The organism is Hydrogenophaga laconesensis, assembly GCF_031457235.1.
GTDB classification, from domain to species: domain Bacteria; phylum Pseudomonadota; class Gammaproteobacteria; order Burkholderiales; family Burkholderiaceae_C; genus Hydrogenophaga; species Hydrogenophaga laconesensis.
The window spans coordinates 177574-201543 of sequence record NZ_JAVDWE010000001.1 but is presented as its reverse complement, the minus strand read 5'-3'; the positions used below and the strand labels follow the sequence as shown (position 1 = coordinate 201543).

Below are 23970 nucleotides of genomic sequence, written 5' to 3'. Positions count from 1 at the left end.
GGCTCGTTCAGCCGAGCGGCTCGAGCTTGACGATCGCCATCGAGAGGTTGTCGCCCATGCCCTTGGCGCGTGAGCGGGCCTTCTGGATCAGGAATTCACAGGCTTCGCGCGGGGAAAGCATGGCGATGGTGCTGGAGAGTTCTTCCGGGGTGAAGTAATGCCAGATGCCGTCGCTGCAGGCCATCAGCGCATCGCCCGCGCTCAATTGAGGCACCACGTGGATGTCCACCGGCGGCTCGTTTTCGGTGCCCAGGCAGCCCATGAGGATGTTGGCGTGCGGATGATCGAGCGCTTCTTCCTCACTGATTTCGCCCTGGTTCACCAGCGTCTGCACATAAGAGTGGTCCATGGTGCGGAACACCATGCGGCCGTTGCGGAAGTGATAGATCCGCGAGTCGCCCGCGTGCACCCAGTGGCTGTCGCCACCCGGGTTGATCAGAAAGGCGGCGATGGTACTGTGCGGTTCCTGCTCGGCCGAAACCGCCGTGAGCTTGATGACCAGATGGGATTCCTCGACGATCTGGCGCAGCAAGGCCGCAGAGTCATCGGTTTCCGGGTCGTAGCGGTCGAACAGCTGTCGCGCTGTGAGCATGACCTGGTCCGACGCCTTGCGCCCGCCGCTGCGCCCGCCCATGCCGTCGGCTAGCACCGCCAGCATGCAGGAACCGTGGCGCGGGTGGCTCAGCAGGCAGACCTGGTCTTGCTGGTAGTCACGGTCACCCCGGTGGATGCCGGTGGATGCCTGGATGCGGTAGCCTTTGGACATGGATGTTGTCGGCGCTCGGTTCGAATGCAAATGAAAAAGTGAATGCAATGGTATCCACTTATATGGTGCGGACAGCCCTACCGTCACCGAAACCGTGAACCCCTGCGCGGCGGTCCGCCATTCGGTGGCAAGCATCGGCTTAACGGTATTTCGGGCATGAAGGGGAGAACTTGAGCCTGCTGCAGGAGGGGGTGGCATCGGCGTTTGCCGCGGACGGGCCGATCGCACGCATGCATGGAAACCCGCGCCCTCGCCAAGGGCAACTCGCCATGGCCGAGGCCGTGGCGCGCGCCATCGATCTCGGCGAGGCGCTTGCGGTGGAGGCGGGCACGGGCATCGGCAAAACCTTCGCCTATCTGGTGCCGGTGCTGTTGAGTGGACGTCGTGCGCTGTTGTCCACCGCCACCCAGGCCCTGCAAGATCAGCTGTTCGCGCGCGACATTCCAGCCGTGTCGCGCGCCTTGGGTTTGCCCGTGCGCACAGCCCTGCTCAAAGGCCGCGCCAGCTACGTCTGCCTGCACCGGTTGGAGCAGGCACTGGAAGGCCCTGCGTCCGCAGGCCTGCGCGACCCCTCCATCACCATCGGGTTGTCGCAGGTCCTGCGCTGGGCCAGACAGTCGCGCAGCGGTGATCTGGCCGAACTCGAAGCCCTGGACGAGCGCTCGCCGTTGCGTCCGTTGGTCACTTCCACACGCGACAACTGCCTGGGATCGGGTTGCCCGCAGCACGCTGCCTGCCACGTGAACCGCGCGCGCGACGAGGCGCTGCATGCCGACTGGGTGGTCATCAACCACCATCTGTTCTACGCCGACCAACTGCTGCAGGAGTCGGGTGTGGCGACTTTGTTGCCTGCGGCCGAAGTGGTGGTGTTCGATGAGGCCCATCAACTGAACGACACCGGCATTCCCTTTCTGGGCAGCATGCTGAGCGCTGGGCAATTGCGCGAGCTGGCCCGGGATCTGGCGACCCGGGGACCCCAATGGGCACGGGGTCAGCAGCCGTGGGCCCATCTGGCGCTGACCATCGAGCAGGCGGCGCGGGCGGTGGCATCCGTGCCTCGCCAGACTGACGGCCGCGCGCGTCGCCATCGCTGGCAGGGGGATGCCCCTGAAGGGGTGGGGGCAGACGCCTGGATGCGTTGTCTGAGCGACCTGGACCACGCGCTGGCGTCGAGTCTGCAGGCGCTCACCGCGACGGCACAGGCTGCGCCCGATCTGGAGCGGCTGCGCGAGCGCGTGCTGGGGCTGCGCGGCGTCCTGCACGCCATCGCCCGCCTTGCACCCTCGGGACGCTCGCCCGGTGGTGCGCGATGGGTGGAGTGGGGTGAGGGCCATGACTGGCGTGTGTTGTGGGCTCCGCCCGACAGCTCCAGTCTGTTCCAGCGCCTTCTGGTCGACAATTCTTCAGGTGCCCGCAGCTGGGTGTTTGCATCCGCCACGCTCGGCAGCGACGATGACTTGAGCTGGTTCACGCGAGGGCTTGGGCTGGACGCCTGGCCTGGGTTGCGCACGCTGCAGGTACCCAGTCCATTCGACCATGCGGCACAGGCTTCGCTCTACGTACCGCACGATCTGCCGGAGCCGGGCGACGCATCACACACGCAGGCCCTTGCCGATGCGGTGGCTCGCTGGGCCTCGCGCCTGGGGGGGCGCACCCTGGTGCTGACCACGACCTTGCGGGCAGCGTTCCGCATGGCGAGTCACCTGGAGACCCTGGTGGCGCAAGGCCGTTGCGCCACCTTGCAGGTGCTGGTACAAGGGCGCCTCTCCAAACGAACCCTGCTGGAGCGGTTTCGCCGCGCGGATGTACCGTCGGTGCTGATGGCTTCCGCGTCGTTCTGGGAGGGGGTTGATCTGCCCGGCGATGCGCTGCAACTGCTGGTGATCGACAAGTTGCCGTTTCCGCCTCCGGACGACCCACTGATGCAGGCGCGTGGACAGCGGCTGGAGGCACGCGGTCTCAGTGCCTTCAACGATGCCTTCGTGCCCGAGGCTGCCATGGCGCTCAAGCAGGGGGCCGGCCGTCTGATCCGTGCCGAAACGGATCGAGGCGTGATGGTGATCGGGGACCGTCGCCTGCTGACGCGCTCTTACGGAAACCGTCTGCTGGCGGCACTGCCGGCAATGCGCCGGCTCGTGGACGAGGCCGAAATGGAAGCGGCCCTGGATGCCCTGGTGCTTACCAGATCTTCCACCAGGGATCGTCTTTTGCCTTGAAGCCGTTGGTCAGGTACTCGCTCTGGGGGTAGTTGGCCACCATCACGCGCTGCGCGTCGTCGCGAAGCTGGGTCAGGCCCAAGGCTTCGTAGGAGCGCACCATGATGAAGAGGGCTTCCTCGAGTGCGGGCGCGTTGACGTAGTCGCTCAGCGCCGTCTGCGCCCGGTTCACTGCCGCCAGGTAAGCGCCGCGGCTGTAGTAGTAGCGCGCCACATGCACTTCATACTGCGCAAGCGAATTGACGATGTACGTCATGCGGTCACGGGCATCGGGGCTGTAGCGGGAATCCGGGAAGCGCGTGACGAGTTCACGGAAAGCCTCGAAAGACTCCTTGGCGGCTTTCTGGTCGCGCTCCGACAGGTCCTGGCGGGCCAGCGAACCGAAAAGGCCGAGGTTGTCGTTGAAGTTCACAAGGCCCTTGAGGTACAGCGCGTAGTCCATCGCCGGGCTGGTGGGATGCAATTTCTGGAAGCGATCCAGCGTGGCCAGGGCCTGTGCCTGTTCGCCGGCCTTGTATTGGGTGTAAGCCTTGTCGATCTGCGCCTGCTGGGCCAGCGGCGTACCAGCGGCACGACCCTCCAGCTTTTCGAGCAGCGTCACCGACTTTTCGAAGTTGCCCGCAGCACGCTCGTCGGTCGCTTCGCTGTAGATGCGGTTGGGGCTCCAGCCGGCAGTTTCGTCCTTGGTGGTGGTGCTGCATGCACTGAGCACGAGCACGGAACCCAGCACACACAGGGGCACAGCCGATAATCTGGACGTCAATTTCACGGGCGCACCTTTACAACGGAACAATGGGTTTGACTTCGCAAATTATATCGACGGGGGATCCCGGGGAAGGTTCCGCACCGGGGCATGACGGTGAGGGCGGTTCCGTGCCTGACGAGCTGTTGCCGGAGGTGGAAACGCGGGTGTGCGAGGTGCCGGCGGACATGCATGGCTGGCGCATCGATCGGGCGCTCGCGCAGTTGATCCCGGAGTTTTCCCGTTCCTATCTGCAGCAGCTCATGGCCGATGGTGCCGTGGTGATGCGTGGCAAGGTGTTGCACAAGCCGGCAGCCCGCGTCGGGGTGGGTAATCGCCTGTCGGTGGAGCTCAGGCCCACCCAACAGGCCCAGGCCTTCGTGCCGCAGACCATGGCACTGGACATCGTTTTCGAGGATGCGGATCTGCTGGTCATCCAGAAGCCTGCAGGGCTGGTCGTGCATCCGGCGGCGGGCCATTGGACGGGCACGCTGCTCAACGGGTTGCTGGCGCATCACTCGGGCGCGGCCGCACTGCCCCGGGCGGGCATCGTTCACCGACTGGACAAGGACACCTCTGGGCTGATGCTGGTGGGCAAGTCGAGGCAGGCGGTCGAAGCCCTGGTCAGGGCCATTGCCGCCCGCGAGGTGAATCGCCAGTATCTTGCGCTGGCGCACGGCGGCTGGCAGGGGGCCCACGAGAAGGGAGTGGACCAGCCGATCGGCCGCGACGTGAGCAACCGCCTGCGCATGGCCGTGGTCCGCCCCGAAACAGGCATGGGAAAAACCGCGCAGACCACCATTCGCCTGCTGGACGGTTCCGAGCAGGCCTGTCTGGTGGCCTGCAAGCTGCACACCGGGCGCACCCATCAGATCCGCGTCCACATGGCGTGGATGGGGCACCCCCTAGTGGGGGACTCGCTGTACGGTGGACGTGCGTTGTGGGGCATGTCGCGGCAGGCGTTGCACGCGGCGCGGTTGACGCTGCGGCACCCGATCACGGGTGCGCCCTTGGCATTCCAGTCGTCCCCACCCCCAGACCTGCTCGCTGCCATCGATGACAGCGGGCTCCGTTACAATCAGCCCGGTGCGGACTTCGGATTTCTCGAGTGAATGCCACTGTGCCAGCAGCCACCGTCTGGCGGTGTCGAGGTCCTGAGCTCACTGCCCCCGGTTTCCTGCCCTGCTGGGCAACTGGTTCTTCTCCGGCGCCCTGAGCCGACGGTCATCGTCCCGTCGTCGCCGGTTCGAGTGCAACGGGCTCCATGCCCACCCTCCTGTACCGCCCCGGTCATGCCGGCTTTTGACAGACTGACACCATGAACACCACGGATGCCAAGCGCGTCCTCGAGACGGCGTTGATCTGCGCTCCCCAGCCCCTGTCCGTGCGGGAGCTGGGTGCGTTGTTCGATGCCGAAGTCTCGGCGGACACGCTCAAGACCTTGCTGATCGACCTGCAACTCGAATGGACCGGTCGCGGTGTGGAGCTGGTGCAGGTGGCCAGCGGCTGGCGCTTCCAGAGCCGGCCGGAGTTGCGCCCGTACCTCGATCGGCTGCACCCTGAGAAGCCGCCGCGTTACAGCCGGGCGACCATGGAGACGCTGGCCATCATTGCTTACCGCCAGCCCGTGACGCGTGGGGACATGGAAGACATCCGCGGAGTGACCATCAACTCGCTGATCATCAAACAGCTGGAAGACCGTGGCTGGGTCGAAGTGATCGGCCACCGCGAGACGGTGGGGCGTCCTGCGCTTTTTGCCACCACCCGCCAGTTCCTCGACGACCTCGGCCTTTCATCGCTCGACCAACTGCCGCCGCTGGAGGGCAACGAAATCCAGGAGTCGGCGCTGGACCGGCTGGATTTCGAGTCGCTTTCCTCGAGTCTGCAGTCCGACGAGGCCGAGACGGCGGACGCCGCCGGGCCGGTGGAGGAGGTGGCTGAACCTGCCATACCCGTGGCGGACGACATCGCATCGCCCGCGCCGGCCGAGTCGGCCATGGGCTCCATTGACGACAGCGCCAGCGCTGCCGATCCGCAGCAAAACGATTCTTCCTCCACCCAGGAACACCATGAACCCGGCGAACAACCCTCCCGCGACGACTGAGCCGACGTCCGATCCGATCGTGCCTGGCGACGCAACCCCGGGGCCCAGGGGGGCTGACGCCGGGGCTGAGGCGTCTTCGCGCCCGCTGCCGGACGCCGATGCCCTGGCTTTTGATGACGTTGTCAGTGGCGCCTTCGACGCAGAGCAGGAGCAGGATGCCCCGCTGCCCACCAAACGCGTGCTGGCACCCCAGGCCGAGTCGCCCAAGCTGCACAAGGTGCTGGCGCAAGCCGGCATGGGCTCCCGCCTGGAGATGGAGCAACTCATCCTCGAGGGGCGTATTTCGGTCAACGGAGAGCCTGCCCACATCGGGCAGCGCATCCAGTTCGGCGACGTGATCAAGGTCAATGGCAAGCCGGTGCGCGTGCGCATGACGCCGCCGCCGCCGCGCGTGCTGGCCTACCACAAGCCCGCTGGGGAGGTGGTGTCTCACGATGATCCCCAGAACCGTCCGACCGTGTTCCGACGGCTGCCCAAACTCATGCAGGGCAAGTGGCAGTCGGTGGGGCGGCTGGATCTCAACACCGAAGGCCTGCTGCTGCTGACCAATTCCGGTGAGTTGGCCAATCGCCTGATGCATCCGCGCTTCGGCTTGCAACGTGAGTACGCCGTGCGTGTGCTGGGGGCTTTGTCCAATGAGGAAAAGCAGCGATTGCTTGGCGGCGTGCAACTGGACGACGGTGTGGCGCAGTTTGCATCCATCGAGGATGGTGGTGGCGAGGGTGCCAATTGCTGGTACCGCGTGACCATCGGCGAAGGCCGCAACCGCGAGGTGCGCCGCATGTTCGAGGCAGTGGGTCATGCCGTGAGCCGGCTGATTCGCATCCGTTACGGCGCCGTGATGTTGCCGCGCGGGCTCAGGCGGGGCGTCTGGCTGGAGCTGGATGACCGTGACATCGGACGGTTGACGGCCGCCGCGGGGCTGGCCAGCGCCGACGACCCGCGAGGACCACGCCCCGGTGGCCGCCACCCTGCCCAGCGGGGCAAGCAGGTCGCCAAGGGCCCGCGCGCGCCAGGCAAACCACAGGGTACCCGGCCCGATGGACCAGGATTTGGTGATCGCCGTGGCAACGGCGGCTATGGGGCGGCGGGTACACCGGGTGGTAACAAGTCACGTGGAGGCAAAAGCGGCGGCAAGGGGCAGGGTGCAGCCGGTTCCCAGCCCGACCCCATGAAAACGTCGTTCGGTTATATCGGTCAGGATGCCCTTCAGCGTCGCCGGGAGCAGGATGCCGGGCGGGGTGGACCCTCCGGGGGCGGGCGCCGGCGTGGCGGGCGCTCGGGCGGGCGTTGACGAGGCAAGGGTCTGCGCCTGGCCTGCCGTGGCACCTACACCTGAGCAATGTAGAATCGTGGGCTTTGTGAGACCCGCCCGGGTCTCTGAAGATTCACCCGAAAAACTTCAGGATTTCTATGGCCATCGAACGCACTCTCTCGATCATCAAGCCCGACGCCGTCGCCAAGAACGTCATCGGCCAGATTTATGCCCGTTTTGAAGCGGCTGGTCTGAAGATCGTGGCCTCCCGCATGGCCCACCTGTCCCGTGGTGAAGCCGAGGCTTTCTACGCCGTGCACAAGGCCCGCCCCTTCTTCAAGGATCTGGTCGATTTCATGATCTCTGGTCCCGTGATGATCCAGGTGCTCGAAGGCGAAGGCGCCATCATCAAGAACCGCGACCTGATGGGCGCCACCGACCCCAAGAAGGCGGCTGCCGGCACCATCCGCGCTGACTTCGCTGACAGCATCGACGCCAACGCCGTGCACGGTTCCGACGCGCCCGAAACCGCTGCCGCCGAAGTGGCTTTCTTCTTCGCTGGCCTCAACGTCTACTCGCGTTGATCATGGTATGACGGCCAATCTGCTCGACTTCGATCTCGAGGGTTTGGCCGCCTTTTGCGAGCAGCTGGGCGAGAAGCGTTTTCGCGCCGTTCAGCTGTTCCGCTGGATCCACCAGAAGGGTGCATCTGACTTTGCCCAGATGACCGACCTTGCGCGCAGCTTGCGCGACAAGTTGCCCGCCGTCTGCACCATCACCGACCTGCCTGTCCTGTCGCGCCAGGACTCGGCCGACGGCACCATCAAGTGGTTGTTCGACGTGGGCGATGGCAACGCGGTGGAAACCGTGTTCATCCCTGAGGACGACCGCGGCACGCTCTGCATCTCCTCTCAGGCTGGTTGTGCCGTGGGTTGCCGTTTCTGCTCCACGGGACACCAGGGTTTTTCGCGCAATCTCACCACCGGTGAAATTCTGGCCCAGCTCTGGCACGCCGAGCATTTTCTGCGTCGCCACCTCCAGCGTGGGGAACGGGTGATCACGAATGTGGTCATGATGGGCATGGGCGAACCCCTCCAGAACTACCACGCATTGGTGCCGGCCCTGCGCGCCATGCTGGACGACCACGGCTACGGCCTCTCACGCCGTCGCGTTACCGTCTCGACTTCCGGCGTAGTGCCGATGATGGATCGCCTGGCGCAGGATTGCCCGGTGGCATTGGCGGTCTCGCTGCACGCGCCCAACGATGCGCTGCGCAACGACCTGGTGCCGCTCAACCGCAAATACCCCATCGCCGAACTGCTGGACGCCTGCCTGCGTTACCTGCCTGCAGCACCGCGCGATTTCATCACGTTCGAGTACTGCATGCTCGATGGTGTCAATGACCAGCCCGAGCATGCCCGCGAGCTGCTGGCCGTGCTCCGCCAGCATGGCGAGCGAGGCGTGCCTTGCAAGGTCAACCTGATTCCTTTCAACCCCTTTCCCGACTCGGGACTGACGTGCTCGCCACGCGCTGTGGTTCAGCGCTTCGGACAAATGCTCAACGAAGGCGGTGTGGTGACCACCGTGCGAAAGACGCGTGGCGATGACATCGACGCCGCCTGCGGCCAGCTTGCGGGGGATGTGCTCGACCGCACCAATGCCGCCCAGCGCCTCGCGCAGCGGCGCCAGGCCAGCGAGCGCCCCATTCGATTCGTTCAAAAGGAAAGGCAGGCATGACACACGCGATCCACACCCGTTCCCGGGCGCTTTGCGAGAGCCTGAACCGCCGTGGTGTGGCGGCTGGTTTCTGGCTGACCTTGTTGCTGGTGCTTTTGACCGGGTGTGCCCAGACGCAGGGGCTGCCCGCCAGCACGGCGGCGGCTGTTGCTACGGGAACCGAACCCATCACGGAGTCGGACGAGCCCGAAGCACGCAAACGCGCGCGCATCCGTGTGGAACTGGCTTCGGGTTATTTCGAGCAGGGCCAGACGACGGTTGCGCTCGACGAAATCAAGCTGGCGTTGGGTGCCGATCCGAACTACGCGCCGGCCTACACCTTGCGAGGCCTCGTCTATGCGAGGCTCAACGAATTCCGGCTGGCCGACGAAAGTTTCAGGCGTGCTCAACAGTTGAGCCCCCGCGATCCCGACGTGCTCCATCACTACGGTCTGTACGCTTGCCAGCAGGGCCGGTATCCCCAGGCCATCGACCTGTTCCAGCAGGCGCTGGCCAGCCCGGTGTATGGTGGTCAGGCCAAAACACTGATGGCGAAAGGCATCTGCCAGGTACGGGCAGCGCAGTTCAACGAAGCCGAAGCCAGTCTGGCGCGCTCCTACGAGCTCGATCCGGGCAATCCCATCACGGCGTACAACCTGGCGGCGCTGCAATTCCGCCGTGGCGAGAATGCCAAGGCTCAGTTCACCATCCGCAGGCTGAACAACGGCGAATTTGCCAATGCCGAAACCCTGTGGCTCGGCATCAAGGTAGAGCAGCGCCTGGGCAACACCGAAGCCATGGCGCAACTGGCCCAGCAACTCAGCCGGCGTTATCCGGAGTCGCGGGAATGGGCCTCGTATCAGCGGAGAGCATTTGATGAGTGAGGCGTTGGCCAACGAAGGAACACAAGCAGTGGAGGGCACATCTCGCCCGTTGCTGCTGCGCACGGCACGCGAAGCGGCGGGTCTGCACATTGCCGCCCTGGCGGCAGCGCTCAAGGTGCCCGTGAGGAAACTTGAAGCCCTGGAAGCGGGGCGCTACAGCGAACTGCCTGACCTGACATTCGCCCGGGCGCTCGCGTCCAGTGCCTGCCGCCATCTCAAGATCGATCCGGCTCCCGTTCTCGAACAGATTCCTCAGGGGGCGATTCCCGAACTCGGCGGGTCCCGCCAGGCGATCAACACACCGTTCCAGCCGGCGCACGATCCTGCGCCACTCAACCCGCTTGGCTGGCTCTCGCGTCCCGCGCTGCTGGCGGCCATCGTTCTGCTGCTTGGGGCACTGGTGATCGTCTTCATGCCGCGCCTGGAAGAGACGGCACAGGTCGAGGCTGGCAGTGTGGTCACGCCCGTCGAGACGGTCGAACCCGTGGCAGCGGTCGAGCCGGAACCTGCGCAAGAGCCCGCTGTGCCTGCCACGCCCGTGGTGGAGGGTGCCGCGCAGGCCGAACCGGCCGCTCCCGCTGCACCCGCTCCTCCAGCTGCGATCGCCTCCCCGGTGGAGACAGCGCCTGCGGCCGCAACATCCCCCGCACCAAACACCAGCAGCCTGCTGACCATCGCTGCCACAGGCGAATCCTGGGTAGAGGTGACCAACGGTTCAGGCAGCGTGGTGATCCAGCGCGTGCTGCAGGCTGGCGATGCGGTCGATTTTTCCAGCACGCCCCCCTATACCGTGGTGCTGGGCCGAGCCGAGGTGGCCCAGGTGACGGTGCGCGGCAAGCCGTTCGACGTGAGCCGCTTCGTCCGCAACAACGTGGCCCGATTCGAGGTGAAATGAAGATGGACACCCTGGTGCGCGCCTCTGCATCCTGCGAACCGATTCCGCTGTCGGCGGCACGGCCCCGCCGCAGCCGGCAAGGGGTGGTGGCCTGGGGTGATCACCGGGTGACGGTCGGGGGTGACGCGCCGGTGCGTGTGCAGTCCATGACCAACACCGACACGGCCGATGCCGTGGGCACGGCCATCCAGGTCAAGGAACTGGCGCTGGCCGGTTCGGAGCTGGTGCGCATCACCGTCAACAATGACGAAGCCGCCAAAGCCGTGCCTTATATCCGGGAGCAGCTTGACCGCATGGGTGTGAACGTGCCGCTGATCGGTGACTTCCACTACAACGGTCACCGCTTGCTGACCGACCACCCGGCCTGCGCCGAAGCCTTGTCGAAGTACCGCATCAACCCCGGCAACGTGGGCCGTGGCGAAAAGGGTGACCGGCAGTTCGCGCAGATGGTGGAGATCGCCGCGCGCCACGACAAGGCGATCCGCATCGGTGTCAACTGGGGCAGCCTTGATCAGGATCTCCTTGCGCGCCTGATGGATGACAACGCACGACGTGACGCACCGTGGGACGTGAAGCAGGTGATGTATGAAGCGCTGATCACGTCGGCGCTCGACTCCGCTCGCAAGGCAGAAGAGATTGGTCTCGCTGGCAACAACATCGTGCTGTCGTGCAAGGTCAGCGCGGTGCAGGACCTGATCGCTGTCTACCAGGCGCTGGCGCAGCGTTGCGACTATGCACTGCATCTCGGCCTGACCGAAGCCGGCATGGGCACCAAGGGCGCGGTGGCCTCGGCTGCGGCGCTGTCGGTGTTGTTGCAGCAGGGTATCGGTGACACGATCCGCGTGTCGCTCACGCCGCAACCCGGCGAATCGCGCACGCAGGAGGTGGTGATCGCCTCCGAGATCCTGCAGGCCCTGGGCATGCGTGCCTTTGTGCCGTCCGTCACCGCCTGCCCGGGCTGTGGGCGCACCACCAGCACCACGTTCCAGGAACTGGCCAAGCAGATCGACGACTACCTGCGCAGTTCCATGCCGGTCTGGCGTGCACGCTACCCTGGTGTGGAGAGCCTCAAGGTGGCGGTGATGGGTTGCATCGTCAATGGACCGGGTGAAAGCAAGCACGCCGATATCGGCATCAGCCTGCCCGGCACAGGCGAAGCACCGGCAGCCCCGATCTTCATCGACGGGCAGAAGGCCATGACGCTGCGTGGCGATGGCATCGCACGCGAATTCCAGCAGGTCGTTGAAAAGTACATCGAGAACAAATTCGGCGCGGCGCGTTGAGTGGCGGCGATCCTCCCGCGCGCGGCGCATGGCTGAACGAGAAATGGCATGGCAGACAAACTGAGCGCCGTCAAAGGCATGAACGACATTGCCCCTCCCGCGTCCGCGCACTGGGAGTGGCTGGAAGACACGCTGCGCACGCTGATGCGCCGCTACGGGTACCGCAACCTGCGCACGCCCATCGTCGAGCCCACCGCGCTGTTTGTGCGCGGCCTGGGCGAGGTGACCGACATCGTTGAAAAGGAGATGTACTCCTTCGAAGATCGGCTCAACGGTGAGCAGCTCACCCTTCGGCCCGAGAACACCGCAGGGGTGGTGCGTGCGGCACTGGAGCATTCGCTGCTGTACGACGGTGGCAAGCGGCTTTACTACATGGGGCCGATGTTCCGGCACGAACGTCCGCAGCGTGGCCGCTATCGGCAGTTCCACCAGTTTGGCGCCGAAGCGCTGGGCTTTGCCGGGCCGGACGTGGATGCCGAGCTCATTGTGCTGGCCTGCGACCTCTGGGCCGAGCTGGGCCTGACCGGCATCGAGCTCGAGATCAACAGCCTCGGGCAACCGCCCGAGCGCCTCGCTCACCGCCAGGCCTTGATCGCCTACCTGAAAGCGCACATCGATCGGCTTGATGAGGAAGCCCGGCGCCGGCTGCACAGCAATCCGCTGCGCATTCTCGACACCAAGAATCCATCCATGCAGGATCTGGTCAATGCGGCCCCGCGTCTGATGGATCACCTCGGTGCCGAGTCGCTGGATCATTTCAACCGCCTGCGCGGGTTGCTCGATGCCCATGGCATCGCGTACCGCATCAACCCGCGCCTTGTGCGGGGCATGGATTACTACAACCTGTCGGTGTTCGAGTTCGTCACGACGCAGCTGGGCTCGCAGGGTACCGTTTGCGCAGGCGGCCGTTATGACGGCCTGTTCGAGCAGATCGGTGGCAAGGCGGCGCCAGCCGTCGGCTGGGCCATGGGCATGGAGCGCATCCTTGAACTGCTGAAAGAGCAGAACCTGCTGCCCGAACAACCGGTGCCGGACGCCTATGCCGTGGTGCCCGATGCCGCACGTGTTCCCGCTGTGATGCCCGTGCTGCGCAGCTTGCGCCAGCAAGGCGTGAATGTTCAGATGCACGCAGGCGGAGCCGACGGCATGGGCAGCATGAAGTCGCAGTTCAAGAAGGCCGATGCCAGCGGCGCCCGCTTCGCGCTCATTTTCGGAGAGCAGGAAATGCAGCAGGGGTCGGTGGCGCTCAAAGCCCTGCGCGGTCCGCGAAACGACGCGCCGGCCGATGCCGCGCAAAGCCTGTTGCCGCTCGACGGCGTGGCCAGTTGGGCGCAACGCCTGCGAAGTGCCTGACGCCGTGCGTTCGCCCGGGTGGCCAGAGGCCTCCCGCCTACAATGCCCCGTTGCGCACGCCGCGCCCGAATTTCCAGACAAGCATTCATCATGGCCAAGCACCTCGACCTCGAAGAACAGGAACAGATCGATCAGATCAAGCACTTCTGGGCTCAGTACGGCAACCTCATCAGCTGGGTGCTGATCGTCATTCTGGGTTCCTTTGCGGCCTGGAATGGCTGGAACTACTGGCAACGCTCGCAGGGCGTCAAAGCCGCCGCCCTGTATGACGAGGTGGATCGCGCCGTGCTGGCGCGTGACATCGAACGTGTGGAGCGCGCCCTGGCCGACATGCAGTCCAGCTTCGGCAGCACTACCTTTGCCAGCCAGGCCGCGCTGCTTGCCGGCAAGACGCTGTTCGATGCAGGTCAGGTCGACAAGGCCCGCGCTGCGCTCACCTGGGCTTCAGAGAAGTCCGGCGACGCTTCCTACAAGGCCGTGGCACGCTTGCGCCTCGCCGCGCTCGACGTGGAGTCCAAGGCGTTCGACCAGGCCCTGAAAACGCTCGAGGTGCCGGTGCCCAAGTCGTTCGAACCCCTGGTGGCCGACCGCCGGGGCGATGTGTACATGGCGCAAGGCAAACCAGACGAAGCCAGGGCACAGTATCAGACCGCATGGCAAGCCCTCGGCCCACGCACCGAGTACCGCCGCCTGGTCGAAGTCAAGCTCGCCGCTCTGGGCGTGGACGTCGCCAGCCTGTCTCCCACTGCACGTTGAAATCCATGGCCCTCTGCACCACCCGTTCCTTCACCGCGTCCTGGCGCCGGGCACTGCCCGTCGCCGGGCTGGCCGCCGTTGTTCTGTTGTCGGCATGTTCTTCGAGTTCCAAGAAGCCCCAGCCAGCCGAGTTGCCGCCTGTGGCGGCTTTGATGGGCACGCAACTGGCCTGGTCGACGCAGGTCGGTGAAAGTCATGCGTCGCTTGCCCCGCTTTTTGTCGCAGGGCGGGTCTTCGTGGCAGGCAATGCCGGTACCGTGGCGGCGATCGATGCCGCCACCGGCAAGGATGTCTGGCGGCTCAACCTGAACACCCCCATCGCGGCCGGCGTTGGCTCCGATGGACAGACGGCGGCGGTCGTCACGCGCAACAACCAGCTCGTGGCCATCAGCGATGGCGGCGAAGTCTGGCGAGTCCGCTTGCCGGCGCGCTCCTTCACTGCACCCCTGGTGGCTGGGGGCCGCGTCTTCGTGCTGACGGCCGACCGCGTCGTCACCGCTTTCGATGGCAAGACCGGCGCGCGCCTCTGGAACCAGAGCCGCCCCGCCGAGCCCCTGGTGCTCAGCCAGACGGGTGCGTTGCTGGCGGTTGGCGATACGCTGGTGGCGGGTCTGGCTGGTCGCCTCACGGGCCTGAACCCCGACAACGGCGCGGTGCGCTGGGAAGCGCCCATCGCCACATCGCGCGGGACCAACGAAGTCGAACGTCTGGTCGACATCATGGGCCCGGTCAGCCGTATCGGTAACAGCATCTGCGCTCGTGCGTATTCCGCCGCTGTGGGGTGCGTGGATGCCAGCCGCGGCACGGTGACCTGGACACGCGCCGCGCAGGGGACGACCGGCGTGCATGGCGACGACCGACTCGTGTTCGGCAGCGAATCCGATGGCCGTTTTCAGGCTTGGCAACGCAGCAACGGTGAGCCCGCGTGGGGTATCGATCGCCTCAAGTACCGAGGTCTGACCGCGCCACTGGCGCTGGGCAGGGTGGTGGCGGTCGCTGACAGCCGTGGTCTGGTGCACCTGATCTCCCGTGAGGACGGCAGCGAAATGACCCGCCTCAACACCGATGGCTCGCCGATCCTGGCTGCGCCGGTCCTCGCGGGCGACGCCCTCGTGGTCCAGACGCGCAACGGCGGCGTGTTCGCCTGGCGCCCCCAGTAACGCCAGCGTGAACGCCCGGTCCGCGAACGCCTGAACGAAAGTCCTTTCCTTGAAACCCGTCATCGCCCTGGTGGGCCGGCCCAATGTGGGCAAGTCCACCCTGTTCAACCGCTTGACGAGTTCACGCGATGCCATCGTGGCCGACTTTGCGGGCCTGACCCGCGATCGCCACTACGGCAATGGCCGCCAGGGGCGCCGTGAATACATCGTTATCGACACGGGCGGCTTCGAGCCCGAGGCGAGCGAGGGCATCTATAAGGAAATGGCCAAACAGACCCGCCAGGCCGTCGCGGAATCTGACGTGGTCATCTTCGTGGTCGATGCTCGCGCCGGCATCAGTGCGCAGGACCACGAGATCGCGGGTTACCTGCGCCGGTTGGGCAAGCCCACGTTGCTGGTGGCGAACAAGGCCGAGGGCATGACCCAGGGTCTGCAACTGGTCGAGTTCTATGAGCTCGGTCTTGGCGAGGTGATGGCCGTCTCCGGTGCGCACGGGCAGGGCGTGCGCTCCATGCTTGACAGCGCGCTGGAACTGATTCCTGGCTTGCCACCCGAGGACGAAGAAGAGCCGGAGATCGAGACTGGTGTCATCCGCCTCGCGGTGGCTGGACGACCCAACGTGGGGAAGTCCACCCTGATCAATGCCTGGCTGGGTGAGGAGCGCCTGGTCGCTTTCGACATGCCGGGCACGACGCGGGACGCCATTTCCGTGCCTTTCGAGCGCTCGGGCCAGAAATTCGAACTGATCGACACCGCGGGCATCCGCCGCAAGGGACGGGTATTCGAGGCCATCGAAAAGTTCTCGGTGGTGAAGACCCTGCAGGCCATCGAGAATGCCCACGTCGTCCTGCTGTTGCTCGACGCCAGCCAGGGCGTGACCGACCAGGACGCCCACATCGCGGGCTATATCCTGGAAAGTGGCCGCGCCGTGGTGCTGGCGATCAACAAATGGGATGCGGTGGACGCCTACCAGCGCGAACAGATCGAGAGGCAGGTGGAAACCCGGCTGGCGTTCCTCAAGTTTGCGTCGCTGCACCTGATTTCCGCCCAGAAACGCCAGGGTCTTGGCCCGGTCTGGAAGTCCATTACCCAGGCTCATGCTTCCGCCATGCGAAAGATGTCCACGCCGGTGCTGACGCGTCTGCTGATGGAGGCGGTTGCCTTTCAGGCGCCGACCCGCAGTGGCATGTTCCGTCCCAAGATGCGGTATGCCCACCAGGGCGGCATGAATCCGCCGGTGATCGTGATCCACGGGAATTCTCTGGAAAATGTGCCGGACGCCTACAAGCGGTTCCTGGAAGGGCGTTTCCGCAAAGCCTTCGATCTGGTCGGCACGCCCCTGCGGATCGAATTCAAAACCTCCGCCAATCCCTTCAAGGAGTAGGAATTTCGACTGAACCTCGGCCCGCGCGCTCGGCTGTGGTATGGTCCATTCCTCATTAACTTACGTTGAACACGGAGCATATCGTGAGCAATAACAAAGGCCAGCTCTTGCAAGACCCTTTCCTGAACCAGCTTCGCCGGGAGCATGTGCCCGTGTCGATCTATCTGGTCAACGGCATCAAGTTGCAGGGTCAGATCGAATCTTTCGACCAATACGTCGTGCTGCTGCGCAACACGGTCACGCAAATGGTCTACAAGCACGCCATCTCCACCATCGTACCGGGACGCCCGGTGCAATTCTCGGCCGTCGGCACGGACGAGCCGTCATCCTCCTGATTCAGCGCCTGAGTCAAACCCGGCCCGTGCAGCCGACCTGCCGGGCCCGCAACGCTGCGCGCGTTGCTGCCTTACCGATTTGAATGCTTTTCCCACTGCCCAGTCCTCCACGCCATCCGTGATCCTCGTCGGCGTGGATTTTGGCGCTCCCCATTTCGATGCGGGCCTGGAGGAATTGGGCCTGCTGGCGCAGACGGCGGGCTATGCGGTGGCCGAACGCGTTACTTGCAAACGCCGCGCTCCCGATCCTGCGCTGTTCGTGGGTTCGGGCAAGGCCGATGAAATCAGGATGCTGGCGCAATCGACCGGTGCATCCGAGGTGCTGTTCGATCAGTCACTCAGCCCGGCACAACAGCGCAATCTGGAGCGGCACCTGGGGCTGCCGGTCAACGACCGCACCTTGCTCATCCTCGAGATATTCGCCCGGCGGGCGCGCAGCCACGAAGGCAAGCTTCAGGTTGAGCTGGCGCGCCTGCAGTACCTGTCCACCCGGCTGGTCCGGCGCTGGTCGCACCTGGAGCGGCAAAGCGGCGGTATCGGCATGCGGGGCGGTCCGGGTGAAACCCAGATCGAGCTGGACCGTCGCATGATCGGCGAGGCCATCAAGCGCACCAAGGAGCGGCTCGAGAAAGTGAAGAAGCAGCGGTCCACGCAGCGGCGCCAGCGCGAGCGGCGAGATACCTTCTCCATTTCCCTGGTGGGGTACACGAACGCGGGCAAGTCCTCGCTCTTCAACGGCCTCGTCAAGGCCCGTGCCTACGCTGCCGACCAGCTCTTCGCCACCCTGGATACCACGACCCGTCAGCTCTACCTGGGGGAAGCCGGCCGCTCGGTCTCGCTGTCGGACACCGTCGGCTTCATTCGAGACCTGCCGCACGGCCTGGTCGATGCCTTCGCCGCGACGCTCCAGGAGGCCGCCGACGCCGATCTGTTGCTGCACGTGGTCGACGCCTCCAACCCCTCCCATCCTGAGCAGATCGCCTCTGTACTGGACGTGCTCAGGGACATCGGTGCCGATCAGGTGCCCCAACTCCTTCTCTTCAACAAGCTCGACGCGATGGAGCCGGCGAACGCTCCGCATGTCCTCGTCGATGCCATGGAACTGGACGGCCAGTCGGTCCCTCGAATCTTCGTGAGTGCGCAAACGGGCGAGGGATTGCCCGAGTTGCGGGCGCTGCTGGCTTCGCATGTGCTCGCCCAGAAGGCCGGATCTGACCCCATGCCCCCCGGTTCACTGCCGGAAATCGGTGAACCCGTGTCCTGATTGGGCACAATGTGATGGTTTTTTGAATCGATAAAGAGTTGGCAAACCCATGGATGTGAATCTGCAAAACCCTGCCCGCGGCGCCGAATCAGCAGCTCGCCCAGTTCGCCGTCCCCGTTGGCGTGGGCTGTGGGGCATGTTCAATCTGAATGATCCCCGCTGGGGCCGTGGTGACGATGCACCCCGCAACGAGGGTGGTCAGGATCCCGGCCGTGATGACGATCGCGGTGCACAGCGTCCGCCGCGCGGCCAGGGGCCAAACCAGGGTCCACCGGACCTGGACGAACTCTGGCGCGACTTCAATCGCAAGCTGGGAGGCCTGCTCGGCAACAAGGGGCGGGGTGGTGGCCATGGCGGTGGCAATGGCTCGGGTGGCGGTTCGTCCGGCTTCAACCCGAATCCAAAAGCCACAGGCATTGGCGCGGGTCTGATTGCCGGCGTGGCCGTTCTGATCTGGATGGGCACCGGCTTCTTCATCGTGCAGGAAGGTCAGCAGGCCGTGATTACCCAGTTCGGCAAGTACCACAGTTCTGTGGGCGCCGGCTTCAACTGGCGTCTTCCATACCCGATCCAGCGCCATGAAACCGTTTTCGTCACGCAGATTCGCTCGGTGGACGTGGGGCGCGACAACGTCGTTCCCGCCACCGGCCTGCGTGAGTCGGCCATGCTCACGGAAGACGAGAACATCGTGGAGATCAAGTTCGCGGTGCAGTACCGGCTGAACGATGCACGTGCCTTCCTGTTTGAGAGTCGTGATCCCGACGCTGCCGTCGTGAAAGTGGCCGAAACGGCCGTCCGCGAAGTGGTCGGCAAGATGAAGATGGACGCTGCGCTGGCGGAAGAACGTGACCAGATCGCACCCCGCGTGCGCGCGCTGATGCAGAACATCCTGGACCGTTACAAGGTCGGCATCGAAGTGGTCGGCATCAACCTGCAGCAAGGCGGCGTTCGCCCGCCGGAGCAGGTGCAGGCCGCTTTCGACGATGTGCTCAAGGCTGGCCAGGAGCGCGAGCGCGCCAAGAACGAGGCGCAGGCCTACGCCAATGACGTCGTGCCCCGTGCGCGCGGTGCGGCGTCCCGGCTGACCGAAGAGGCCGAAGGCTACCGGTCCCGTATCGTCGCGCAGGCCGAGGGTGATTCGCAGCGCTTCCGCTCCGTGCTGACGGAGTACCAGAAGGCCCCGCAGGTGACCCGCGAACGCATGTACACCGATGCCATGCAGGAGATCTACAGCAACGTGACCAAGGTGCTGGTGGATTCCAAGTCGGGCTCCAACCTCTTGTACCTGCCGCTGGACAAGATCATGCAGATGACGGGTCAGACCACGTCCAGCACGACCAATTCGTCGAGCCTGCCCACCCCGAGCACGAGCACCCCGCCTGCGCCGACCAGCCGCAGCCTGGACAACGCCGCTCGCTCGCGTGAGCGTGAGAGCCGCTGAACGACGCCCGTGATCAGAGAAGCAACATGAACAAACTCGGTTTCATCATCACATCCCTCATCGTGGTCCTGGCGATCGCCAGTTCCATGCTGTTCGTGGTGGACCAGCGCCAGTTCGGCGTGGTCTTCCAGCTGGGCCAGATCAAGCAGGTCGTCACCGAACCTGGCCTGAATTTCAAACTGCCCCCCCCATTCCAGAACGTGTCGTACATCGACAAGCGCCTGCTCACGCTGGAGAGCACCGACACCGAGCCCACGTTGACGGCCGAGAAGCAGCGCGTGGTGATCGACTGGTACGTGCGCTGGCGCATCAGCGAGCCGCAGGAGTACATCCGCAATGTCGGCGTGAACGAGCGCGCTGGCGCCCTGCAGCTCAACCGTGTGGTGCGCAACTCCTTCCAGCAGGAGGTCAACAAGCGCACCGTGAACGAGTTGCTCTCGACTCGCCGCGAACAGCTGATGGCCGACGTCAAGCGTGAGGTGCTGGCGGCTGTGCGCAGCGCCGACAAGCCTTGGGGCATGGACGTGGTGGACGTGCGCATCACGCGCGTCGACTACGCAGAGAGCATCACCGCCTCCGTCTACCAGCGCATGGAGGCCGAGCGCAAGCGCGTGGCCAACGAGCTGCGCTCCACCGGCTTTGCCGAAGGCGAGAAGATCCGCGCCGATGCAGACCGTCAACGCGAAGTGATCGTGTCCGAGGCATACCGCGACGCGCAACTGATCAAGGGCGCAGGCGACGCCAAGGCTGCTGCCACTTTCGGGGATGCCTTTGGCCGCGACCCGGCCTTCGCCCAGTTCTACCGCAGCCTCGAGGCGTACAAGTCGAGCTTTGCGAACAAATCCGACGTGTTCGTCGTGGATCCTTCTTCCGACTTCTTCAAGGGCATGCGCAGCAGCAACGTCGCGCCCGCCCGCTGAGCGCACGGCGCTGAAAAACCGGGCGCAACATGTCTGACGCGATCTGGCCGGCGCTGGCCCTGGTGCTGATCTTCGAGGGGTTGTTGCCCTTGCTGGCCCCCCGGCTCTGGCGCCGCGTGTTCACCGACATGCTGAGCCTGCGCGATGGGCAGCTCCGGTTCTTCGGCCTCGTCTGCCTGGGCAGTGGCATGCTGCTCTGGTGGTCGCTGACCTGACTTCCCGCGCCTTTGCCGTTTCCAGCCGGCCAGGCGGGTGATACTCGCCGGGGTAGCCCCGGGCGGCCGGTAGAATCACGTTTTTAACAGCTCCCCAGAAATATCCATGTCTGCCTGGGTCCTCCCGGATCACATTGCCGATGTCCTGCCCTCAGAGGCCCGGCACATCGAGGAACTTCGAAGGGGCTTGCTGGACACAGCCCGTGGCTACGGCTACGAGCTGGTCATGCCGCCGCTGCTGGAGCATCTGGAGTCGTTGCTCACCGGCACGGGCGAAGCCCTCGATCTGCAGACGTTCAAGCTGGTCGACCAGCTCTCCGGTCGCACGCTGGGTTTGCGCGCGGACAGCACGCCCCAGGTCGCCCGGATCGATGCTCACCTGCTCAACCGCGAAGGCGTGGCCCGCCTCAGCTATTGCGGCCCGGTGGTGCATACGCGCATCGACCGTCCGTTGGCCAGCCGTGAGCCACTGCAGTTCGGTGCCGAGATCTATGGCCATGCTGGTCAGGAAGCCGACCTCGAAGTGATCGAGCTGGCACAGGCCTGCCTCCGTGGTGCGGGCGTGAAGGGCCTGCAGCTGGACATGGCCGACGTGCGCGTGATCGACGCCGTGCTCGCACCGGCGGCGCTGACCGCCGCGCAGGAGGGCCGCATCCACGCCGCGCTCAATGCGAAGGACGTGGCCGAACTCGAAGCACTGTCTCGCGACCTGCCCGCGGCCGTGCGCCGTGACCTGGGTGCATTGCCTCGGCTCTTCGGCAGTGTGGCCGTGCTCGACGAGGCGCAGCGTGTCCTCCAGCCATCCCCAGCCCTGCATGCAGCGCTCGATGGCCTGCGCTGGCTGGCCTCGCAGGTGCAAGGCATGGACGTGTCGATCGACCTGGCCGACCTGCGTGGATACGCTTACTACACCGGCATGCGCTTCGCTTTGTTCGCCCAGATGTCTGACGGGCGGGCTGGGCATGCGCTGGAGCTGGCCCGCGGTGGGCGCTATGACGAAGTGGGGGCGGTGTTTGGCCGCAACCGGCCCGCCGTCGGTTTCAGTCTCGATCTCAAGGAACTCGTGGCCGCCGTCGCACCGCGTCCTCTGGTGGCTGCCATCCGCGCGCCATGGGGCATGGATGCCGGCCTGCGCCAGGCGATTGCCGAATTGCGGTCGCAAGGCCATACCGTGGTGTGCGCACTGCCGGGCCACGGGCATCAGGTCGACGAATTTCATTGCGACCGCGAACTGGTGCCCGATCCGGCCCGACGCGGCGCCTGGACAATACAACCCCTTCAGACGGAAAACAGCAAATGACGAACAGCAGCAGCGCCGTGACCCCCGGGCGCAACGTGGTGGTGGTCGGCACCCAGTGGGGTGACGAAGGCAAGGGCAAGCTGGTCGACTGGCTGACCGAGACCGCCACAGGCGTGGTGCGTTTTCAGGGTGGGCACAACGCCGGCCACACGCTGGTGATCAACGGGGTGAAGACCGCCTTGCATCTGATTCCCAGTGGCATCATGCGCGCGGGCGTCAAGTGCTATATCGGCAACGGCGTGGTGCTCTCGGTGAGCAAGCTGTTCGAGGAGATCGCGGGTCTCGAGAAAGCCGGCGTGGAAGTGCGTTCGCGCCTGCGCGTGAGCGAGGGTTGCCCACTCATCCTGCCGTTTCACGCCGCGATCGATATCGCGCGCGAAGCCGCCAAGGTCAAGGCCGGTTCCGAGAAGATCGGCACCACGGGCCGTGGCATCGGTCCGGCCTATGAAGACAAGATCGCGCGCCGTGCGCTGCGCGTTCAGGACTTGAAGTACCCCGAGCGCTTCGCTGCCAAACTGCGGGAGCTGTTGAGCCTGCACAACCATGTGCTCACCAGCTACCTGCATTCCGCGGAGATGGCCTGGGACGACAAGATCGCTCCGTACATGAAGGACGGCGCGATCCAGTTCGAATCGGTGTATGCCGAGGCGATGCAGCAGGCCGAGTTGCTCAAGCCCATGATCGCCGACGTCTCGCGCGAACTGAACGAAGCACACAAGGCAGGAGCCAACCTGCTGTTCGAAGGTGCCCAGGGCACGCTGCTGGACATCGACCATGGCACCTATCCGTTCGTCACGTCCAGCAACTGCGTGGCGGGCAACGCCGCTGCGGGTTCCGGGGTGGGTCCTGGTCTGTTGCACTACGTGCTGGGCATCACCAAGGCCTACTGCACCCGTGTGGGTGGCGGTCCGTTTCCCACCGAGCTCGAGTGGGAAAAGGAAGGCACGCCGGGCTGGCACATGGCGACCGTGGGGGCCGAGAAAGGCGTGACCACGGGTCGCAGCCGCCGCTGCGGCTGGTTCGATGCCGCGCTGCTCAAGCGCTCGGCACAGGTCAACGGCCTGTCCGGCCTGTGCATCACCAAGCTCGACGTGCTCGACGGCCTCAGGGAGCTGCAGCTGTGCACCGGCTACGAGCTCGATGGTGAAGTGATCGACATTCTGCCCATGAGTGCCGAAGACATCGCGCGCTGCAAGCCGATCTACGAAACCCTGCCGGGCTGGAGCGAATCGTCGGTGGGCGCCACGCGCTATCAGGACCTGCCTGTCAACGCCCAGCGCTATCTCACCCGCATCGCGGAAACCACCGGTGTGCCGATCCACGTCATTTCCACCAGTCCCGATCGCGATCACACGATCCTGGTGCACAACCCCTACCATGGGTGAAATCACCGGGGCCTTCGCGAGGCCCTTGGTGCAGAATCCCCATCGAACGATCCCCCACCCGGAGCCCGCATGCTGACCGAAGACGGCAAACACCTCTACGTCTCTTACGACGAGTACCACAACCTGATCGAGAAGCTCGCGCTCAAGGTCTACCAGTCGGGCTGGGAGTTCGACACCATCCTCTGCCTGGCACGTGGCGGCATGCGCCCGGGTGACATCCTTTCGCGGATCTTCGACAAGCCGCTGGCCATCATGTCCACCAGCTCCTACCGCGCCGCCGCCGGCACGCAGCAGGGCAACCTGGACATCGCGCGCTACATCACCACCCCCAAGGGCGAAATCGCGGGCAAGGTGCTGCTGGTGGACGATCTTGCCGACTCGGGTCACACACTCAAGGCGGTCATTGACCTGCTCAAGAACAACTACAAGCCCATCAGCGAGCTGCGCAGTGCCGTCATCTGGACCAAGCAGCTTTCGACCTTCACCCCGGACTACTCGGTGGAGTTCCTGCCCACCAACCCCTGGATCCACCAGCCTTTTGAAGGCTACGACAGCATGCGCCCGGCGCAGTTGCTCGAAAAGTGGAAGCTTTGAGC

Annotated in this window: 23 protein-coding genes; 21 read left to right on the top strand and 2 right to left on the bottom strand. The window is 65.0% G+C overall.

The genetic code is table 11. The features are described 5' to 3' along the window. Window positions 1-7 precede the first annotated feature (7 nt). Window positions 8-766 carry a PP2C family protein-serine/threonine phosphatase gene (locus tag J2X09_RS00960; RefSeq protein WP_204731480.1) on the bottom strand — a complete coding sequence of 253 codons (759 nt, stop codon included), beginning with the start codon at window positions 764-766 and terminating at the stop codon, window positions 8-10. 170 nt (window positions 767-936) lie between these two features. On the opposite strand from J2X09_RS00960, the gene J2X09_RS00955 reads away from it, so the two are divergent. Next, window positions 937-2982, top strand: a complete 2046-nt coding sequence (locus J2X09_RS00955) for an ATP-dependent DNA helicase (protein ID WP_310307050.1) — start codon at window positions 937-939, stop codon at window positions 2980-2982. Here J2X09_RS00955 and J2X09_RS00950 read toward each other — a convergent pair. Beyond that, window positions 2945-3724, bottom strand: coding sequence for an outer membrane protein assembly factor BamD (locus J2X09_RS00950; RefSeq protein ID WP_374726481.1), 780 nt, complete (start codon window positions 3722-3724; stop codon window positions 2945-2947). The genes J2X09_RS00955 and J2X09_RS00950 overlap by 38 nt on opposite strands. A 131-nt stretch (window positions 3725-3855) precedes the next feature. On the opposite strand from J2X09_RS00950, the gene J2X09_RS00945 reads away from it, so the two are divergent. The 20 genes from J2X09_RS00945 to J2X09_RS00850 all read left to right on the top strand — a co-directional run bounded on the left by J2X09_RS00945 (window position 3856) and on the right by J2X09_RS00850 (window position 23968). Then, window positions 3856-4836, top strand: coding sequence for an RluA family pseudouridine synthase (locus tag J2X09_RS00945; RefSeq protein ID WP_374726475.1), 981 nt, complete (start codon window positions 3856-3858; stop codon window positions 4834-4836). 206 nt (window positions 4837-5042) lie between these two features. Next, window positions 5043-5828: an SMC-Scp complex subunit ScpB gene (scpB, locus tag J2X09_RS00940; RefSeq protein WP_204731478.1), complete on the top strand. Its 786-nt coding sequence runs from the start codon at window positions 5043-5045 to the stop codon at window positions 5826-5828. Beyond that, entirely contained in the window at window positions 5794-7122 is a 1329-nt protein-coding gene (locus tag J2X09_RS00935) for a pseudouridine synthase (RefSeq protein ID WP_204731477.1), read from the top strand. The genes scpB and J2X09_RS00935 overlap by 35 nt, the downstream gene beginning before the upstream one ends. Before the next feature lie 119 nt (window positions 7123-7241). Beyond that, a complete protein-coding gene (gene ndk / locus J2X09_RS00930) occupies window positions 7242-7667 on the top strand; it encodes a nucleoside-diphosphate kinase (RefSeq protein ID WP_204731476.1) in 426 nt (141 codons plus the stop codon). Between the two features lie 7 nt (window positions 7668-7674). Further along, entirely contained in the window at window positions 7675-8820 is a 1146-nt protein-coding gene (gene rlmN / locus J2X09_RS00925) for a dual-specificity RNA methyltransferase RlmN (RefSeq protein ID WP_204731475.1), read from the top strand. Continuing rightward, window positions 8817-9683 carry a type IV pilus biogenesis/stability protein PilW gene (pilW, locus tag J2X09_RS00920; protein WP_204731474.1) on the top strand — a complete coding sequence of 289 codons (867 nt, stop codon included), beginning with the start codon at window positions 8817-8819 and terminating at the stop codon, window positions 9681-9683. Before rlmN ends, pilW begins: the two co-directional genes overlap by 4 nt. Beyond that, window positions 9676-10578: a RodZ domain-containing protein gene (locus tag J2X09_RS00915; protein ID WP_204731473.1), complete on the top strand. Its 903-nt coding sequence runs from the start codon at window positions 9676-9678 to the stop codon at window positions 10576-10578. The genes pilW and J2X09_RS00915 overlap by 8 nt, the downstream gene beginning before the upstream one ends. Window positions 10579-10580: 2 nt before the next feature. Beyond that, window positions 10581-11861, top strand: coding sequence for a flavodoxin-dependent (E)-4-hydroxy-3-methylbut-2-enyl-diphosphate synthase (ispG, locus tag J2X09_RS00910; RefSeq protein WP_204731929.1), 1281 nt, complete (start codon window positions 10581-10583; stop codon window positions 11859-11861). A 48-nt stretch (window positions 11862-11909) separates the two neighbouring features. After that, entirely contained in the window at window positions 11910-13214 is a 1305-nt protein-coding gene (hisS, locus tag J2X09_RS00905) for a histidine--tRNA ligase (protein WP_204731472.1), read from the top strand. A 90-nt stretch (window positions 13215-13304) separates the two neighbouring features. Continuing rightward, a complete protein-coding gene (locus J2X09_RS00900; RefSeq protein ID WP_204731471.1) occupies window positions 13305-13970 on the top strand; it encodes a YfgM family protein in 666 nt (221 codons plus the stop codon). A 5-nt stretch (window positions 13971-13975) separates the two neighbouring features. Further along, the gene (gene bamB / locus J2X09_RS00895) at window positions 13976-15130 is read left to right on the top strand and encodes an outer membrane protein assembly factor BamB (protein WP_204731470.1); all 1155 of its coding nucleotides are present in this window, start codon (window positions 13976-13978) and stop codon (window positions 15128-15130) included. Window positions 15131-15179: 49 nt separating this feature from the next. Further along, window positions 15180-16514, top strand: coding sequence for a ribosome biogenesis GTPase Der (der, locus tag J2X09_RS00890; RefSeq protein ID WP_204731469.1), 1335 nt, complete (start codon window positions 15180-15182; stop codon window positions 16512-16514). Window positions 16515-16579: 65 nt separating this feature from the next. Continuing rightward, the gene (gene hfq / locus J2X09_RS00885; RefSeq protein WP_204731468.1) at window positions 16580-16849 is read left to right on the top strand and encodes an RNA chaperone Hfq; all 270 of its coding nucleotides are present in this window, start codon (window positions 16580-16582) and stop codon (window positions 16847-16849) included. Window positions 16850-16967: 118 nt separating this feature from the next. Next, on the top strand, window positions 16968-18113 hold the full coding sequence (hflX, locus tag J2X09_RS00880) for a GTPase HflX (protein ID WP_510184449.1): 1146 nt from the start codon (window positions 16968-16970) through the stop codon (window positions 18111-18113). Window positions 18114-18162: 49 nt separating this feature from the next. Continuing rightward, the gene (gene hflK / locus J2X09_RS00875; protein ID WP_204731466.1) at window positions 18163-19554 is read left to right on the top strand and encodes an FtsH protease activity modulator HflK; all 1392 of its coding nucleotides are present in this window, start codon (window positions 18163-18165) and stop codon (window positions 19552-19554) included. Window positions 19555-19580: 26 nt separating this feature from the next. Next, window positions 19581-20474: a protease modulator HflC gene (gene hflC, locus J2X09_RS00870; RefSeq protein ID WP_204731465.1), complete on the top strand. Its 894-nt coding sequence runs from the start codon at window positions 19581-19583 to the stop codon at window positions 20472-20474. Between the two features lie 29 nt (window positions 20475-20503). After that, entirely contained in the window at window positions 20504-20689 is a 186-nt protein-coding gene (locus J2X09_RS00865; protein WP_204731464.1) for a DUF2065 domain-containing protein, read from the top strand. A 106-nt stretch (window positions 20690-20795) separates the two neighbouring features. Next, on the top strand, window positions 20796-21989 hold the full coding sequence (locus tag J2X09_RS00860) for an ATP phosphoribosyltransferase regulatory subunit (RefSeq protein WP_204731463.1): 1194 nt from the start codon (window positions 20796-20798) through the stop codon (window positions 21987-21989). Continuing rightward, window positions 21986-23374, top strand: a complete 1389-nt coding sequence (locus J2X09_RS00855) for an adenylosuccinate synthase (protein ID WP_204731462.1) — start codon at window positions 21986-21988, stop codon at window positions 23372-23374. The genes J2X09_RS00860 and J2X09_RS00855 overlap by 4 nt, the downstream gene beginning before the upstream one ends. Before the next feature lie 69 nt (window positions 23375-23443). Next, window positions 23444-23968: a phosphoribosyltransferase gene (locus J2X09_RS00850; protein WP_204731461.1), complete on the top strand. Its 525-nt coding sequence runs from the start codon at window positions 23444-23446 to the stop codon at window positions 23966-23968. The last annotated feature ends 2 nt before the right edge of the window (window positions 23969-23970 follow it).